Origin of the sequence: Kitasatospora sp. NPDC093558, from assembly GCF_040683475.1 — a bacterium.
Taxonomy (GTDB): Bacteria; Actinomycetota; Actinomycetes; order Streptomycetales; family Streptomycetaceae; genus Kitasatospora.
Genome location: NZ_JBFBDY010000027.1, coordinates 16,600 through 30,782, shown reverse-complemented (window position 1 = coordinate 30,782; position 14,183 = coordinate 16,600). Strand labels below are relative to the sequence as shown.

Annotated in this window: 10 protein-coding genes, 1 tRNA gene and 1 pseudogene; 5 read left to right on the top strand and 7 right to left on the bottom strand. The window is 73.0% G+C overall.

The genetic code is table 11. The features are described 5' to 3' along the window. A pseudogene (locus AB0O00_RS05540) lies at positions 1-684 on the bottom strand (hypothetical protein); the annotation flags it as partial. A gap of 32 nt (positions 685-716) precedes the next feature. Continuing rightward, positions 717-1,637: a zinc-binding dehydrogenase gene (locus AB0O00_RS05535; RefSeq protein WP_363648794.1), complete on the bottom strand. Its 921-nt coding sequence runs from the start codon at positions 1,635-1,637 to the stop codon at positions 717-719. 158 nt (positions 1,638-1,795) lie between these two features. Here AB0O00_RS05535 and AB0O00_RS05530 point away from each other — a divergent pair, with 158 nt between their 5' ends. Beyond that, positions 1,796-2,773: a LysR family transcriptional regulator gene (locus tag AB0O00_RS05530; protein ID WP_363648793.1), complete on the top strand. Its 978-nt coding sequence runs from the start codon at positions 1,796-1,798 to the stop codon at positions 2,771-2,773. A 12-nt stretch (positions 2,774-2,785) separates the two neighbouring features. Here AB0O00_RS05530 and AB0O00_RS05525 read toward each other — a convergent pair whose 3' ends face one another. The 3 genes from AB0O00_RS05525 to AB0O00_RS05515 form a co-directional block, all read right to left on the bottom strand. Continuing rightward, positions 2,786-4,021 (bottom strand): serine hydrolase domain-containing protein, encoded by a 1,236-nt coding sequence (locus AB0O00_RS05525; protein ID WP_363648792.1) that lies wholly within the window; start codon positions 4,019-4,021, stop codon positions 2,786-2,788. Positions 4,022-4,130: 109 nt separating this feature from the next. Continuing rightward, positions 4,131-5,069 (bottom strand): hypothetical protein, encoded by a 939-nt coding sequence (locus AB0O00_RS05520; protein WP_363648791.1) that lies wholly within the window; start codon positions 5,067-5,069, stop codon positions 4,131-4,133. After that, a complete protein-coding gene (locus AB0O00_RS05515; RefSeq protein ID WP_363648790.1) occupies positions 5,066-5,584 on the bottom strand; it encodes a SigE family RNA polymerase sigma factor in 519 nt (172 codons plus the stop codon). The genes AB0O00_RS05520 and AB0O00_RS05515 overlap by 4 nt, the downstream gene beginning before the upstream one ends. A gap of 245 nt (positions 5,585-5,829) precedes the next feature. Here AB0O00_RS05515 and hrpA point away from each other — a divergent pair, with 245 nt between their 5' ends. Further along, the gene (hrpA, locus tag AB0O00_RS05510) at positions 5,830-9,813 is read left to right on the top strand and encodes an ATP-dependent RNA helicase HrpA (RefSeq protein ID WP_363648789.1); all 3,984 of its coding nucleotides are present in this window, start codon (positions 5,830-5,832) and stop codon (positions 9,811-9,813) included. Positions 9,814-9,934: 121 nt separating this feature from the next. Continuing rightward, a tRNA-Asp gene (locus AB0O00_RS05505) sits at positions 9,935-10,008 on the top strand. Between the two features lie 348 nt (positions 10,009-10,356). Here the strand turns inward: AB0O00_RS05505 and bldC are convergent. Both bldC and AB0O00_RS05495 read right to left on the bottom strand, forming a co-directional pair. Further along, the gene (bldC, locus tag AB0O00_RS05500; RefSeq protein ID WP_014137253.1) at positions 10,357-10,563 is read right to left on the bottom strand and encodes a developmental transcriptional regulator BldC; all 207 of its coding nucleotides are present in this window, start codon (positions 10,561-10,563) and stop codon (positions 10,357-10,359) included. A gap of 496 nt (positions 10,564-11,059) precedes the next feature. Next, entirely contained in the window at positions 11,060-12,007 is a 948-nt protein-coding gene (locus AB0O00_RS05495) for a hypothetical protein (RefSeq protein ID WP_363648788.1), read from the bottom strand. 198 nt (positions 12,008-12,205) lie between these two features. Here AB0O00_RS05495 and AB0O00_RS05490 point away from each other — a divergent pair, with 198 nt between their 5' ends. Continuing rightward, the gene (locus AB0O00_RS05490; RefSeq protein WP_363648787.1) at positions 12,206-13,363 is read left to right on the top strand and encodes a Glu/Leu/Phe/Val dehydrogenase dimerization domain-containing protein; all 1,158 of its coding nucleotides are present in this window, start codon (positions 12,206-12,208) and stop codon (positions 13,361-13,363) included. Between the two features lie 397 nt (positions 13,364-13,760). Further along, on the top strand, positions 13,761-14,018 hold the full coding sequence (locus tag AB0O00_RS05485) for a DUF3073 domain-containing protein (protein WP_224280995.1): 258 nt from the start codon (positions 13,761-13,763) through the stop codon (positions 14,016-14,018). Positions 14,019-14,183: the final 165 nt, after the last annotated feature.

Sequence of the window (14,183 nt, the reverse complement as noted above, 5' to 3'; positions counted from 1 at the left end):
CAGGCCGATGACGGCGATCCGGTCGAGGTCCAGGCCGTCGCGGCCCGCGAGGGCGTCGATCGCGCGGCCGACGACGCGGTGGTAGTCGGGCTCGGGGGCGCTGCCGGCGGTGAGGACGCCCTGGCCGGGGCCGTCGATCGCGAGGACGGCCGCGCCGCGGGCCAGCAGGGCCTCGACGACCGCGTGGAACTCCTCCTTGCCGGAGTCCATCCCCGGTACGACCAGCACGACCGGCCGGGACTCCGCCGGGCCGCCCGACGGGCGCCGCAGCCAGCCCGCGAAGCCGTCGCCCTCGACGCGCTCCGCCGCCGGGTCGAGGTGGGCCAGCGCCCGCCGCATGGCCTCATCCGCGTCGGCGGCGGCGCGGGCGGCGGCCGCGCGGTCGGGGTGCGGGAGCCACCCGGCGAGGTGGTGCCAGCGGGCGGCCGTCCGGTACGCCTCGCCGGCGGTGACGCTCCGGCCCTCGGCGGCGGCGCGCCCGGCCAGGCCCGCGTACCGCTGCCCGGCGGCGGCGCACGCGGCGGGCCAGTCGCGCGCGGACGCGAGGGAAGCGGTGACCCGGTCGTAGTCGTACAGGTCGAGGCCGGCGCCGTGGGCGCGGGGGCGGCTGATCTCGACGAAGCCGGCGAGGAAGCCGAGGTCGTCGAGGAAGGAAAAGAAGGAGGCATCGGTGACGGAGGACATCGTCGGTTTCCCTTTCGGCGCAGATCAGCAGATCAGTTGAGGGTCAGGACGGCCTTGCCGCGGATGCGGCGGTCGCGCAGGTCGGTGAGGGTGGTGGCGGTCTCGCTCCAGGGCGCGACCCGGCCGAGCTCGGGGGTCAGGCGGCCCTCCTCGACCAGGCGGACCAGCGTGGCGAGGTCGCGGCCGTCGGGCACGTCGGAGTCGGCGTAGTGGAAGTGCCGCAGGGTCGCGGACTCCGGGCCGGTGAAGAAGTCGAAGAAGTCGAGGGTGGCGGGCCGCCGGGAGGCCTGGCCGAACCAGATCAGGGTGCCGCGCCGGGCCAGCCGGGCGAGGGCGAGCGGCAGGGCGTCGCCGCCGGTGGACTCCAGTACCAGGTCGTACGGCCCGCGCGCCGCGCCGACCTCGTGGACGACCTCGGCCGCGCCGAGCTCGGCGAGCCGCCGGCCGCGCTCGGGCGAGGCGGCGACGACGGTCAGTTCGGCCCCGGCGGCGGAGGCCAGCTCGGTCACGTAGTGCCCGACCCCGCCGGAGGCGCCGGTCAGCAGCACCCGGCGGCCGGCCAGCGCGCCCGCCGTGCGGAGCAGGCGCAGCGCGGTGAGGCCGGCCAGCGGGAGGGCGGCGGCCCGGACGGCGTCGATCGAGTCGGGGAGCTCGGCGAGGGAGCCGGTGGGGACGCTCACGTACTCGGCCCAGCCGCCGGCCGGCGGGTGGCCGACCACCCGGCGGCAGACGCCCGGCCCGGAGCCGTCGGCGGCGGCCTGCACGACCAGGCCCGCGACGTCCTTGCCCGGACGCCAGCCGGGCTCGGGGGCCTCCAGCTTGAAGGTCTCGCCCCGGTTGACCGAGAACGCCTCGACCTTGACCAGGGCCTCCCCCGGCCCCGGCTCGGGCTGTGCGACCTCCGCGAACCGGACCGGTGCGTCCGCCCGTCCCGTCGGTACCAGCGCCTTCATTCCGTTCGCCCCTCTCGGCGTGCGTCCCGTTGACCGGGTCAGCACACCGCGCCGGGCCGGAGCCGGTCCAACAACCGCCGGGCGCCCGCGACAACGGGCGGTTGTCGTCCGAGGATCGGCTGTCGCACGACCGCGACGGCCGCCTAGGCTGACGCCCCATGGATCTTGATCTCGCGCAGGTGCGGGCGTTCGTGGCCGCCGCCGAGGAGGCGCACTTCGGGCGGGCGGCGGGGCGGCTGGGGGTCAGTCAGCAGGCGTTGTCGAAGCGGGTGGCCCGGCTGGAGGGCGCCCTCGGGGTGCGGCTGCTGGACCGGGACGCCCGGGGCGTGGGCCTCACCGAGGAGGGCCGGCGGTTCCTGGAGCCGGCCCGGCGGGTGCTGGACCAGGGGGACCGGGCGGTGGCGGCGGTGACGTGCGCCGCCCGGCCGCTGCGGATCGACGTCTGGGGGCACCTGTTCGCGCCGATGCGGACGGTCGCGCAGGCGCTGGACGGCGCGCCCGGTCTCGACGTGGAGCCGGTGCCCGCCCGGGACCTGCCGTCGGTCGCGGCGGCGCTGCTGCGCGGGGAGTCGGACGCGGGCTTCGGCCGGGTGCACCCGCTGCCGGACGGCCGGGACGCGGGGCTGACGCACCGGCTGGTGCGGCTGGAGCCGGTGGACGTGCTGCTGTCGGCGGGCCACCCGCTGGCCGGCCGGGACGTGCTGCGCCCGGCCGACCTGCGCGGCAGCGTGCTGCGCTACCCGGCGGCGGTGGACCGGCTGGACTTCCTGACCCGGTTCGCGGACCGGTTCGGCATCGAGGAGCGGGCCGGCTCGACCAACCTGGGGCTCGAGCACTTCGTCGAGCAGGTCCGCGCCGCCCCGGACTGCTTCTCGCTCGTCCCGGCCGACGTCCCGCTCCCGGACCGCCCGGGCGTGCGGACCGTCCCGCTGGTCGAGCCGACGCCGCTGTACGCGTGGTCGCTGCTGTGGCGCGCCGAGGACGGCTCGGGCACCGGCACGGCGGCCGATCAGCACCCCCGGCTCCAGCCGCTGCTGCGCGCGTTCGCCGAGGAGGCGCGGCGCAGCAGGTGGCTGGAGTACGACCCGGCGCGCGACTGGCTGCCGGGCCCGGACGAGGCCGCGCTCACCCCGTGAGACCGGGGCCCGTCACGCCACCGCCTGGTACGCGAGCACCTCGAAGTCCCGCACGACCGCTGGCGGGGTGGCGCTGTCGAACATGCGCTGGGTGAGCAGGATGCCCGTCAGCCGTTCCACCGGGTCGTTGAACCAGGTGGTGCCGAGGCCGCCGTCCCAGCCGTAGCGGCCGGGTGCGGGGAGGCCGTCGCGGGTGGTGGTGACGGAGAGGCCGAAGCCCCAGCCGGTGAGCGCGTCACGCCCCAGCAGCGGGGCGGAGGCGGCGAGTTGGGCGGGGGTGAGCTGGTTGGTGGTCATCAGCTCGACGGTGGGGCGGGAGAGGATCCGGACGCCGTCGTGGCTGCCGCCGTCGAGCAGCATCCGGGCGAAGGCGAGGTAGTCGTCGACGGTCGAGACGAGGTCGGCGCCGCCGTCGTCGAGGGCCGCGGGCCGGGCCCAGGCGCTGTCTGCGGGGTCGTCGTAGACGAGGATGCCGCGGGCGGGGTCGTTCCAGTACTCGACGGGGAGCCGGTGCAGTTGGCCGGCCGGGACGGTGAAGCCGGTGTCCCGCATGCCGAGGGGGCCGAGGACGCGCTCGCGCAGCACGTCGCCGAGGGGCTTGCCGCAGGCGCGGGCGAGCAGGATGCCGAGGACGACCGAGCCGGTGTGGTAGTGCCAGCCGGCCCCGGGCTGGTGCAGCAGGGGCAACTCGCCGAGCCGGCGCAGGAATTCGTCCGGGTCGGGGTAGTCGGCGCGGGGCGGCAGGACGTTGACGCCGCGCTCGGCCATGGCGGCGGCGATCGGGGCGGTCGGCGGGATCATGGTGAGGCCGTAGCCGAGCCGGAAGGTGAGCAGGTCGCGCAGGCTGATCGGGCGGACGGCGGGCACGGTGTCGTCGAGGGTGGCGTCCGGCCGGCGCAGCACGCGCCGGCCGGCGAGTTCGGGCAGCAGGTCGTCGAGCGGGTCGTCGAGGCGCAGGACGCACTCCTCGACCAGGGTGAGCGCGGACACGGCGGTGACGGGCTTGGTCATGGACGCGATGCGGAAGATCGTGTCCCGCCGCATCGGCGGACCGCCCGCGGTCGTATGGCCGCCCAGGACCTCGACGTGCTCGTCGCCGTCCCGGGCGACGACCGCCACCAGGCCGGGCACGCCGCCCCGTTCGACGTGCCCTGCCAGCACCCGGTGCAGGCGCTCCAGCCGCTCCTTCGACAGCCCGCCCTTCGGCAGCCCGCCCCTCGACGACCCGTCCTTCGACAACCCGCTCATCGTCCACCGCCCTCCGGGCCACTGACGGCCCGTCAACCGACTTGTCCCGCACCACTGTGGCGCATGGCACCGACAATCCGGCCGGGACGAGCCGAAGGAGCGCAGCGGTTCAGGAGTGGCGGAACCACTGGGCGTCGCTGCCCAGCACGCTCCCGTCCGCCCCGAGGTACTTGTACGTGTCGACCTCGGCGCCGGGCTTCTTGGCGATGGCGTACCAGTGCGTCGGCGAGTCGCCGACGACGGTCGGCACGGCCTCGCTGGTGCTGCCGTCGTCCCAGGTGATCACGACCTTGGCGACGTCGCGGCGCACCTCGGCGATCACGACCGGGGCGGCCCCCATCTCGCCGCCCTTGAACCCGAGCATCGTCCCGGACGCCGAGACGGGATGGTGATCGACCGCCGGCGCCGTCGCCCCGAGGATCCCGGGCGCGGGGGCGTCGTGCACCGAGTCGTCGACCTGCCGCTTCCCGTCCACCGTGAGGTAGAGGTTCACGAGGTCCAGGCCCGTCTGCCAGCTGCGGTCGGTGTCGGCGTCGACGGGCTTCGGCAGCTGCGGGATGGCGGCGTGCCGGTCCTCGTACATGAGCTCGGCCTGGCGGCGGGCGTCCTGCTTGGTGGCGGTCGCGGGCCAGAGCGCCGCCCACGCCTGCCACTCCTTGCCCCCGACGGTGCCGTGGCCGACCATCGTCCGGATCGGCGTGAACGGGTCCCGGGCGGGCGCGGTCGGCGTCGCCGGGGTGGTCGCGGTCGGCGTGGCCGGGGCGGTCGCCGACGCCGTGGCGGACGGCGGAGCGGCCACGGTGAACGCCGGGTCCCCCGCCCCCCGGCCGGACGCGCCGAACCCGCCGAGCGCCGTCACCCCGCCCACCGCCACCGCGACCACCACGGCCGCCGCCCCGGTGCCCAGCAACCGGCGCCGCCGCAGCCTGCGCCGCCCCCCGGCGACCAGCCGGTCGTACGGCGCCGGCCCGATCTCCACGCTCCCGGCCAGCTCGCCCAGGCGGCGCGCCGCCGCGGTCTCGTCCACGGTCGGTTCCCCGGTGCTCATGCCCTGCCTCCGATCGATGCCAGTCCGCTGAGTGAGGAGGCCGCCCGCAGCTTGGCCAGGCCCTTCGACGCCTGGCTCTTCACGGTGCCGACGGAGCAGCCCATCGTGGCCGCCGTCTGGGTCTCGGTGAGGTCCTCCCAGTACCGCAGCACGACCGCCTGGCGCTGCCGGGCGGGCAGGTCGCCGAGGGCGGCGAGCAGCACGGCCCGGTCGTCCGGGTCGGTGCCCGCCGGGGCGGCCCGCTCGGGGACGGCGGTGACCAGGTGTTCGGACGGCCGCCGGCGCCACCGCCGGGCGTGTTCGTTGACCAGGATCCGCCGCACGTAGGCGTACGGGTCGTCGGCCGCGCGGACCTTGTTCCAGTGGACGTACGCCCGCTCCAGCGCCTGCTGGACCAGGTCCTCCGCGCCGTGCCGGTCCCCCGCAAGCAGGTAGGCCGTGCGCAGCAGCCGCGTCCACGCGCCGCCGGTGAACGCGCGGAACTCGTCGTCCCGCGCGGCCTTCTGGGCTCCCATGAGCACCTCCTCACCCCACCAGAGCCCGGGGCGCCCGCAAACCGTTGCCGCACCCCGGCCGGAATCCTCGCCGCGTCCGCCGGGAGCCCGCCGGAGCACCCCGCCCGGAATCCTCCCGGCCCGCCGTAGCGTTTCCGCACCGACCCGGCCACCCGCCGTTCGCGGATCGCCACCGGCGACTGTGACACTGGAGGGGCTCGAAAACCGAGGTGCGCGCCGCCGTGCCTCCTTGCGAACCTAGAGGGATGCCCGCAGTGAGTTCTCCCGCAGTCCAGTCCGCCGCCGCTCCCGCGGAGGGCCCCGGTATCGGCGAGCTGGCCGCCCGCCTGCCCGAGCTGACCCTGCGCGACGAGGTGCGGATCGGACGCCGGCTGGAGGGGGCCCGCCGGGTCCGCAAACCCGAGGCCCGGCAGAAGGTCGCCGCCGACATCGCCGCCGACATCGAGCGCGCCGAGCTGCTGGTCGAGCAGCGCCGGGGCGCCGTCCCGCCGATCACCTATCCCGCCGAGCTGCCGGTCAGCCAGAAGAAGGACGAGATCCTGGCCGCGATCCGGGACCACCAGGTGGTGATCGTCGCGGGCGAGACCGGCTCCGGCAAGACCACCCAGATCCCGAAGATCTGCCTGGAGCTCGGCCGGGGCGTGCGCGGCCTGGTGGGCCACACCCAGCCCCGCCGGATCGCGGCCCGCACGGTGGCCGAGCGCGTCGCGGAGGAGCTGCGCACCCCGCTCGGCGAGGCCGTCGGCTGGAAGGTCCGCTTCACCGACCAGGTCGGCCAGGACACCCTGGTCAAGCTGATGACCGACGGCATCCTGCTGGCGGAGATCCAGACCGACCGCGACCTGCGCCAGTACGACACCCTGATCATCGACGAGGCGCACGAACGCAGCCTCAACATCGACTTCATCCTCGGCTACGTCAAGCAGCTGCTCCCGCGCCGCCCGGACCTCAAGGTCGTGATCACCTCCGCGACCATCGACCCCGAGCGCTTTGCCCAGCACTTCAACGACGCGCCGATCATCGAGGTCTCTGGCCGGACGTACCCGGTGGAGGTCAGGTACCGCCCGATCCTCGATGAGGAAGCGGACGACGACTCCACCGACGCCGACCGCGACCGGGACCAGATCCAGGCGATCTGCGAGGCCGCCCAGGAGCTCCAGGCCGAGGGCCCGGGCGACATCCTGGTCTTCCTCTCCGGCGAGCGCGAGATCCGCGACACCGCCGACGCGCTCACCCGCCTGAAGCTGAAGTCCACCGAGATCCTGCCGCTCTACGCCCGGCTGAGCTCGGCCGAGCAGCACCGGGTGTTCCAGCGCTCCGGCAGCCGCCGGATCGTGCTCGCGACCAACGTCGCCGAGACCTCGCTGACCGTCCCCGGCATCAAGTACGTGATCGACCCGGGCACCGCCCGCATCTCCCGCTACAGCCACCGCACCAAGGTGCAGCGGCTGCCGATCGAGGCGGTCAGCCAGGCCAGCGCCAACCAGCGCAAGGGCCGCTGCGGGCGCACCTCGGACGGCATCTGCATCCGGCTGTACTCGGAGGAGGACTTCCTCTCCCGCCCCGAGTTCACCGACGCCGAGATCCTGCGCACCAACCTGGCCTCGGTCATCCTGCAGATGACCGCCGCCGGCCTCGGCGACATCGCCGCGTTCCCGTTCCTCGACCCGCCGGACTCGCGCAACATCAAGGACGGCGTGCACCTGCTGCACGAGCTCGGCGCCCTGGACCCGGACGAGAAGGACCCGCGCAAGCGCCTGACCGCGCTCGGCCGCAAGCTGGCCCAGCTCCCGGTGGACCCGCGGATGGCCCGCATGGTGCTGGAGGCGGACAAGAACGGCTGCGTGCGCGACGTCATGGTGATCGCCGCCGCGCTGTCCATCCAGGACCCGCGCGAGCGCCCCACCGAGAGGCGCCAGGCCGCCGACGACCGGCACCGCCGGTTCACCTCGGAGACCTCCGACTTCCTCTCCTACCTGGCGATGTGGCGCTACGTCCGGGAGCAGCAGAAGGAGCTCTCCTCCTCGGCCTTCCGCCGGATGTGCAAGGCGGAGTTCCTCAACTACCTGCGCATACGGGAGTGGCAGGACATCTACACCCAGCTGCGCACGGTGGCGAAGCAGTTGGGCGTGACGATCGAGGAGCCGCACCCCGACGCCGAGCCGGACTCCGACCGGATCCACCAGTCGCTGCTGGCCGGGCTGCTCTCCCACATCGGCCTGTTCGACGTGGAGAAGCGCGAGTACGGCGGCGCCCGCGGCGCCCGGTTCGCGGTCTTCCCCGGCTCCGGCCTGTTCAAGAAGCCGCCGCGCTGGGTGATGTCGGCCGAGCTGGTCGAGACGTCCCGGCTGTGGGCCAGGATCAACGCGAAGATCGAGCCGGAGTGGGTCGAGCCGCTGGCCGGCCACCTGCTCAAGCGCAGCTACAGCGAGCCGCACTGGGAGAAGAAGGCCGGCGCCGTCCTCGGCTACGAGCGGGTGACGCTCTACGGGATGCCGATCGTCGCCCAGCGCAAGGTCAACTACGGGAAGATCGACCCGGAGCTGTGCCGCGAGCTGTTCATCCGCAACGCGCTGGTGGAGGGCGACTGGGAGACGCACCACAGGTTCTTCGCGGAGAACCGCAGGCTGCTCGGCGAGGTCGAGGAGCTGGAGAACCGGGCCCGCCGGCGCGACATCCTGGTCGACGACCAGACCCTGTTCGACTTCTACGACGCCCGGCTGCCCGAGGACGTCGTCTCCACCCGGCACTTCGACTCCTGGTGGAAGAAGGCCCGGCACGAGCAGCCGGACCTGCTCAACTTCGAGAAGTCGATGCTGATCAACGACGCCGCGGACGGCGTCACCGAGGCCGACTACCCGGACCACTGGCAGCAGGGCAAGCTCCGCTTCAAGCTGACCTACCAGTTCGAGCCGGGCAGCGACGCGGACGGCGTGACCGTCCACATCCCGCTGCCGGTGCTCAACCAGGTCACCGCGGAGGGCTTCGACTGGCAGATCCCCGGCCTGCGCGAGGAGCTCGTCACCGCGTGGATCAAGTCGCTGCCGAAGGCCGTGCGGCGCAACTTCGTGCCCGCGCCGGACTTCGCCAAGGCCGCGCTGCGCGAGGTGAAGGACCGGCAGGAGCCGCTGCTCCCGGCGCTTGAGCACGTGCTCAAGCGCCTGACGGCCGTCACCGTGCCCCCGGAGGCCTGGGACGACGACCGGGTGCCCGAGCACCTCAAGGTCACGTTCCGGGTCGTGGACGGCCGCCGCAAGCTCGCCGAGTCCAAGGACCTGGAGGAGCTGCGGCTGCGGCTCAAGCCGAAGCTCAAGGAGACGCTGTCCTCGGCGGCCTCCGGCCAGGGCATCGAGCAGGGCGGGCTCACCGCCTGGCCGGCCGGGCTGCCGGTGCTCCAGCGCACGTTCGAGCAGCGCTCGCGCGGCCACTCCCTGCGCGCCTACCCGGCGCTGGTGGACGAGGGCCCGTCGGTCGGCGTGAAGCTGTTCGACACCGCGGAGGCCCAGGAGCGGGCGATGTGGGAGGGCACCAGGCGGCTGCTGATGCTGACCACCACCTCCCCCGCCAAGTCGATCCAGGGCCGCCTGGGCAACCAGGCCAAGCTGGCGCTCTCGCACAGCCCGCACGGCTCGATCACCGCCCTGTTCGAGGACGTGGTGGCCTGCGCGACGGACCGCCTGATGACCCTGGGCGGCGGCCCGGCCTGGGACGAGGCGGCCTTCGGCACTCTGCACGACAAGGTGCGCGCGGACCTGTACGACCTGTCCGCGGACACCACGCTGAAGACGGCCACCGCGCTGATCGCCTTCCACAAGGCCTCGACCCGGCTGCGGTCGGTCAGCAGCCCGGTGCTGCTGAACGCGGTGAACGACATCCGGCTGCACCTGGCCTCGCTGGTGCACCCGGGCTTCGTGACGGACACCGGCTGGCAGCGCCTTCCCGACCTCAAGCGCTACCTGCTGGCGGTGGACCGCCGGCTGGAGGCGCTGCCCAACCACCCGCAGCGCGACGCCCAGCAATTGCTGAAGGTCCAGCAGGTGCAGCAGGCGTACGGCGAGCTGCTGGCGGCCGTCCCGGCCGGGCGCCGGCCCTCCGCGGAGGTGCTGGCGATCCGCTGGATGATCGAGGAGCTGCGGGTCAGCTTCTTCGCCCAGTCGCTGGGCACCCCGACCCCGGTGTCGGAGAAGCGGATCATGAAGGCGATGGAGGCGGCGCGGGCCGCGCTCTGAGTTCCGGCCGGTGGCCGGGGGTGTGGGCCCTCAGGAGCCAGTTCGACCTGGGGGCCCACCATGGGCTACGATCTGTCTTGTTCGCAGCGCGGCAAGCGAGTGAACGAGATCAGAAAACTCTGGTCCCGTGGAGCAGTTGGTTAGCTCGCCACCCTGTCAAGGTGGAGGTCGCGGGTTCAAGTCCCGTCGGGATCGCCGCAGTGCGAGAGGCCCGGAACCGTCAGGTTCCGGGCCTCTCGCGTTTCACCGGCACGCCCCTCTACCCCGCACTAGGTCTAGACCACAAGTGACGGAGCGCGTGACGGTCGTCACTTACGTTTTCCCCACAACCGGCGCGGCGCAGCCCTGCTCGGAAGCCACTAATTTAATATGTAAAATTGTACAGTTATTCACTGTAAATCCCCCCCGCCCCATGAGCATCAAATCGTTATGTGGAGTTCAACATTCCGACAGATCGGCGGCCGGCCCCGGGCACGGCAAAGGGGCCGCTTACCGGACCCGGCGGAGTCCGGTAAGCGGCCCCTTTAAAGAGCCTTTGGCCTATCAGGCCTCGGTGCGCTGGGCGGGAATCCCGGCCAGCAGTGCGCGCACCTCCGCCTCGCGGTAACGGCGGTGACCGCCGAGCGTGCGAATGGACGTCAGCTTGCCCGCCTTGGCCCAGCGGGTGACCGTCTTCGGGTCCACGCGGAACATGGTGGCAACCTCTGCCGGCGTCAGCAGCGGCTCAGCATCAGGGGTACGAGCGGTCATGAGCGGCCTCCTCGGGAGAACCGAACCAGGGCGGTTCTATCCTTCAAATTCTGCACCTTGGCCCGCGATGCCCGAAATGGCATAGACGGGCCGAGTCGGTTATAGGACGAACGGCTTGTCCTGGTGTCTACAACTACACCATCCGTCCAGCCCTATCGACCAAACCGCCAAAATTGACCCCTCACGGGTTCAAGGCCGACGGATGGCGATGGACCACCCCATAACGGACAGTCACACGCCAGTGACATCCGGTTACGAGGGGACCAGACCCTCCGTTTCCCCGCAAAGCACGCATCGACTCCAGAACCACCCAAAAGTGGGCACGCTCGCGTGGAGTTGGGCTGGTTGTCCCATTTTTGCACATAGGGGTAAGTTCGCGTCAACGGTGAGTAGTGTCACGTTCGACAGGTATTGACCCGAACCAGGACCTTCGTCATGCGGCTCGGGCCATAGGACTCTTACAGTCATACACGGGCGCTCGGACGTCAGTTCGCCGCTAGTTCGCGTACCGCAGCGCCAGCACGCGCCGCCAGCGCACCGTCAGCTCCCCGTACACGCGCAGCGCCTCCGCGGCGTCCCCCGCGCGCAGCGCCCGCAGGCCGTCCTCCAGCTCCCCCGCCGAACGGTCCGCCAGCAACCGGTCCGGTCCCAGCAGATGCACCAGTCCCCCGTAGTCCAGCTCCACCAGCGACCGCGGATGGAACTCCTCCAGCCACCGCCCGACCTGCTCCGCCCCCCGCACCAGCTCCCCCTCCGGAACCGCCTCGCGCAACGCCCGGTAGGCCCGGGCCACCCGCCGGCGCGCCTGAGCCATCGGCGTCAGGTAGAACAGCGCCGCCGCCCGGTCCCCGATCCCCTCCCGGCCATCCCCCTCGTCCCCCTTATCCCCACCTTCCGCCGGAACATCCCCCGCTGCCGCCGGAACGAAGCAGCGGTCCTCCTCGCCGAACGGCAGGAACCACCGCACCGGCACCTCCCACCGGCTGGTGAGGATCCACGGCCGGGCGTCCGGGTGCTCGGCCCGCCAGCGCTCCCGGTCCGCCTCCGCGGCGGCCCGCGCCACCGGCGGCAGCGCGGTGTCCAGCAGCGCCACCGGCGCCCCCGCCCGCAGCTCCTCCAGCGCCTGCCAGCTGCGCAGCCTGGTCGCCCACGGGCAGACGTACAGGACGCCGTCCACCAGCCGCACGAAGGCCCGCTCGCTCTCCCGCTCGGGCAGCGCCCTCGGCGTGCGCCCGATCAGCTCGGCGAGCGCCTCCCGCTGCTCCGCCAGCACCGCCTCGGCCACCGGCCTGGCGGCCTCCGCGGCGTCCGGCCCGTGCTCCGCCGCGTACGCCTGCCAGCGCGCCCGCTCGGGCTCCGGATAGGCGGCCAGCGGCTCGTAGACCCGCAGGTGGGCGGCGTACGGCGGCTGTACGGAAGTACGGACGACGGTCACGTCCTGCATGGTCGCACGCGCCGCCCGGCGCCGGGAGGGCGCGCCCCCGAACCGTTCGCGCCCGCACCGCGGGGGGCCTCCGGTCTCACCCCTCGGACAACCGGCACAAGCTCGGACAAGAGGGCGGATCGTCGACGGGCACGCGACTACGCTTCGCCTTAGGCGCCCGCACCACAGCAGCGGGCCTTCGATACTGGAGTCACCACAGTGACCGACGTACAGACATCCGCCACGCACCCCGCACCCGGCGTGCTCAGCAGGATCTTCCGCACCGAGCAGGACGGCGCCCCGGGCGACGGCCACGAGCAGGTCGTGCTCTGCCACGACCGCAGCTCCGGGCTCAAGGCGATCATCGCCATCCACTCCACCGCGCTCGGCCCGGCCCTCGGCGGCACCCGCTTCTTCCCGTACGCCTCCGAGGAGGCGGCCCTGGAGGACGCGCTGAACCTGTCCCGCGGGATGTCCTACAAGAACGCGCTCGCCGGGCTCGACCTCGGCGGCGGCAAGGCCGTCATCATCGGCGACCCGAACAAGGACAAGAACGAGGCGATGCTCCGGGCCTACGGCCGCTTCGTCGAGTCCCTGCGCGGCCGCTACATCACCGCCTGCGACGTGGGCACCTACGTGCAGGACATGGACGTCATCGCGCGCGAGACCGAGTTCGTGACCGGCCGTTCGCCCGAGCACGGCGGCGCCGGCGACTCGTCCATCCTGACCGCCTTCGGCGTGTTCCAGGGCATGCGCGCCAGCGCCCAGGCCCGCTGGGGCCAGCCGACGCTGCGCGGCAAGCGGGTCGGCGTCGCGGGCGTCGGCAAGGTCGGCCACTACCTGGTCGGCCACCTGGTCGCGGACGGCGCCACCGTGGTCGTCACCGACCCCTTCGAGGCCGCCGTCAACCGCGTGCGCGCGGCCCACCCGGAGGTGGAGGTCGTCGCCGACACCGCCGCCCTGCTGCAGGCCAAGCTGGACGTCTACGCCCCCTGCGCCCTCGGCGGCGCGCTGACCGACGACACCGTCGCCGCGCTGGGCGAGTTCGGCACCTCCGTCGTCTGCGGCGCGGCCAACAACCAGCTGGCCCACCCGGGCGTCGAGAAGGACCTCGCCGACCGCGGCATCCTCTACGCCCCGGACTACCTGGTGAACTCCGGCGGCGTCATCCAGGTCGCCGACGAGATCGACGGCTTCAACTTCGAGCGGGCCAAGAACAAGGCCACGAAGATCTTCGACACCACCCTGGAGATCTTCACCCGGGCCGCCGCCGACGGCGTCCCGCCGGCGGTCGCCGCCGACCGCCTGGCCGAGAAGCGGATGCGGGAGATCAGCGCGCTGCGCACGGTCCTGCTCCCGGGCGCCCGCCGCGGCTGATCCGGCTCCGGCCGGAGCCGATCCGGTCACCCCGTGCGCGGGGGACGGCCAGTGTCCGTCCCCCGCGCATCACAATGTGGAACCGGATTCTCACTTCTGCGCCCGAACGGGTGATCCGAGGTCCCCCTTGGGGGGATAATCGATCCCGGAACGACGGACCTCAGACACCTCCGGACAGCGTGCAAAGCGCCGCAAAACCTCCCTTGACCTGGGAAGACCTGGTCGCGGGTGCGGTCGATGCGCGCCACGTCACACCGACGACGTACCGTCCAGCGGCGGAAACAGGTACCGTTAATGCTCCAAGGGACGGTCCTCCCCATTCGGGCAGGCGCCGGTCCTGATCATGAACACGTGTCAGACTCGGGGCCGTGAGCCCCATCGTTGAGGGGGTCGACCCATGGGGCGCGGCCGGGCCAAGGCCAAGCAGACGAAGGTCGCCCGCGAGCTGAAGTACAACAGCGGCGGGTTCGACGCTAACCGTCTGTCCAACGAGCTGGGCGTATCGCCGTCCACCGCTTCGATCGAGCCTGAGCCGATCGAGGAGGAGGAGGACGACGACCCGTACGCGGAGTACGCCGCCCGCTACGCCGACCTCGACGACGAGGACGACACCGAGCCGGGCACCGGGCCGTCGCAGGCCTCGCGCCGCTCGTAACCGCCGTATCGCCGGACCGGTCCGCGCGCCCCAGGGCGCCGGGCCGGTCTTCGGCGTTCCCGCGCACGGGCCGCCGGGGACCGGCGGCCCCCGGGACGCGGGAGGGCCCCTCCGGTGCTCCGGAGGGGCCCTCGCGTCACTTCTGGCACACCTGGCGCGGTGGGC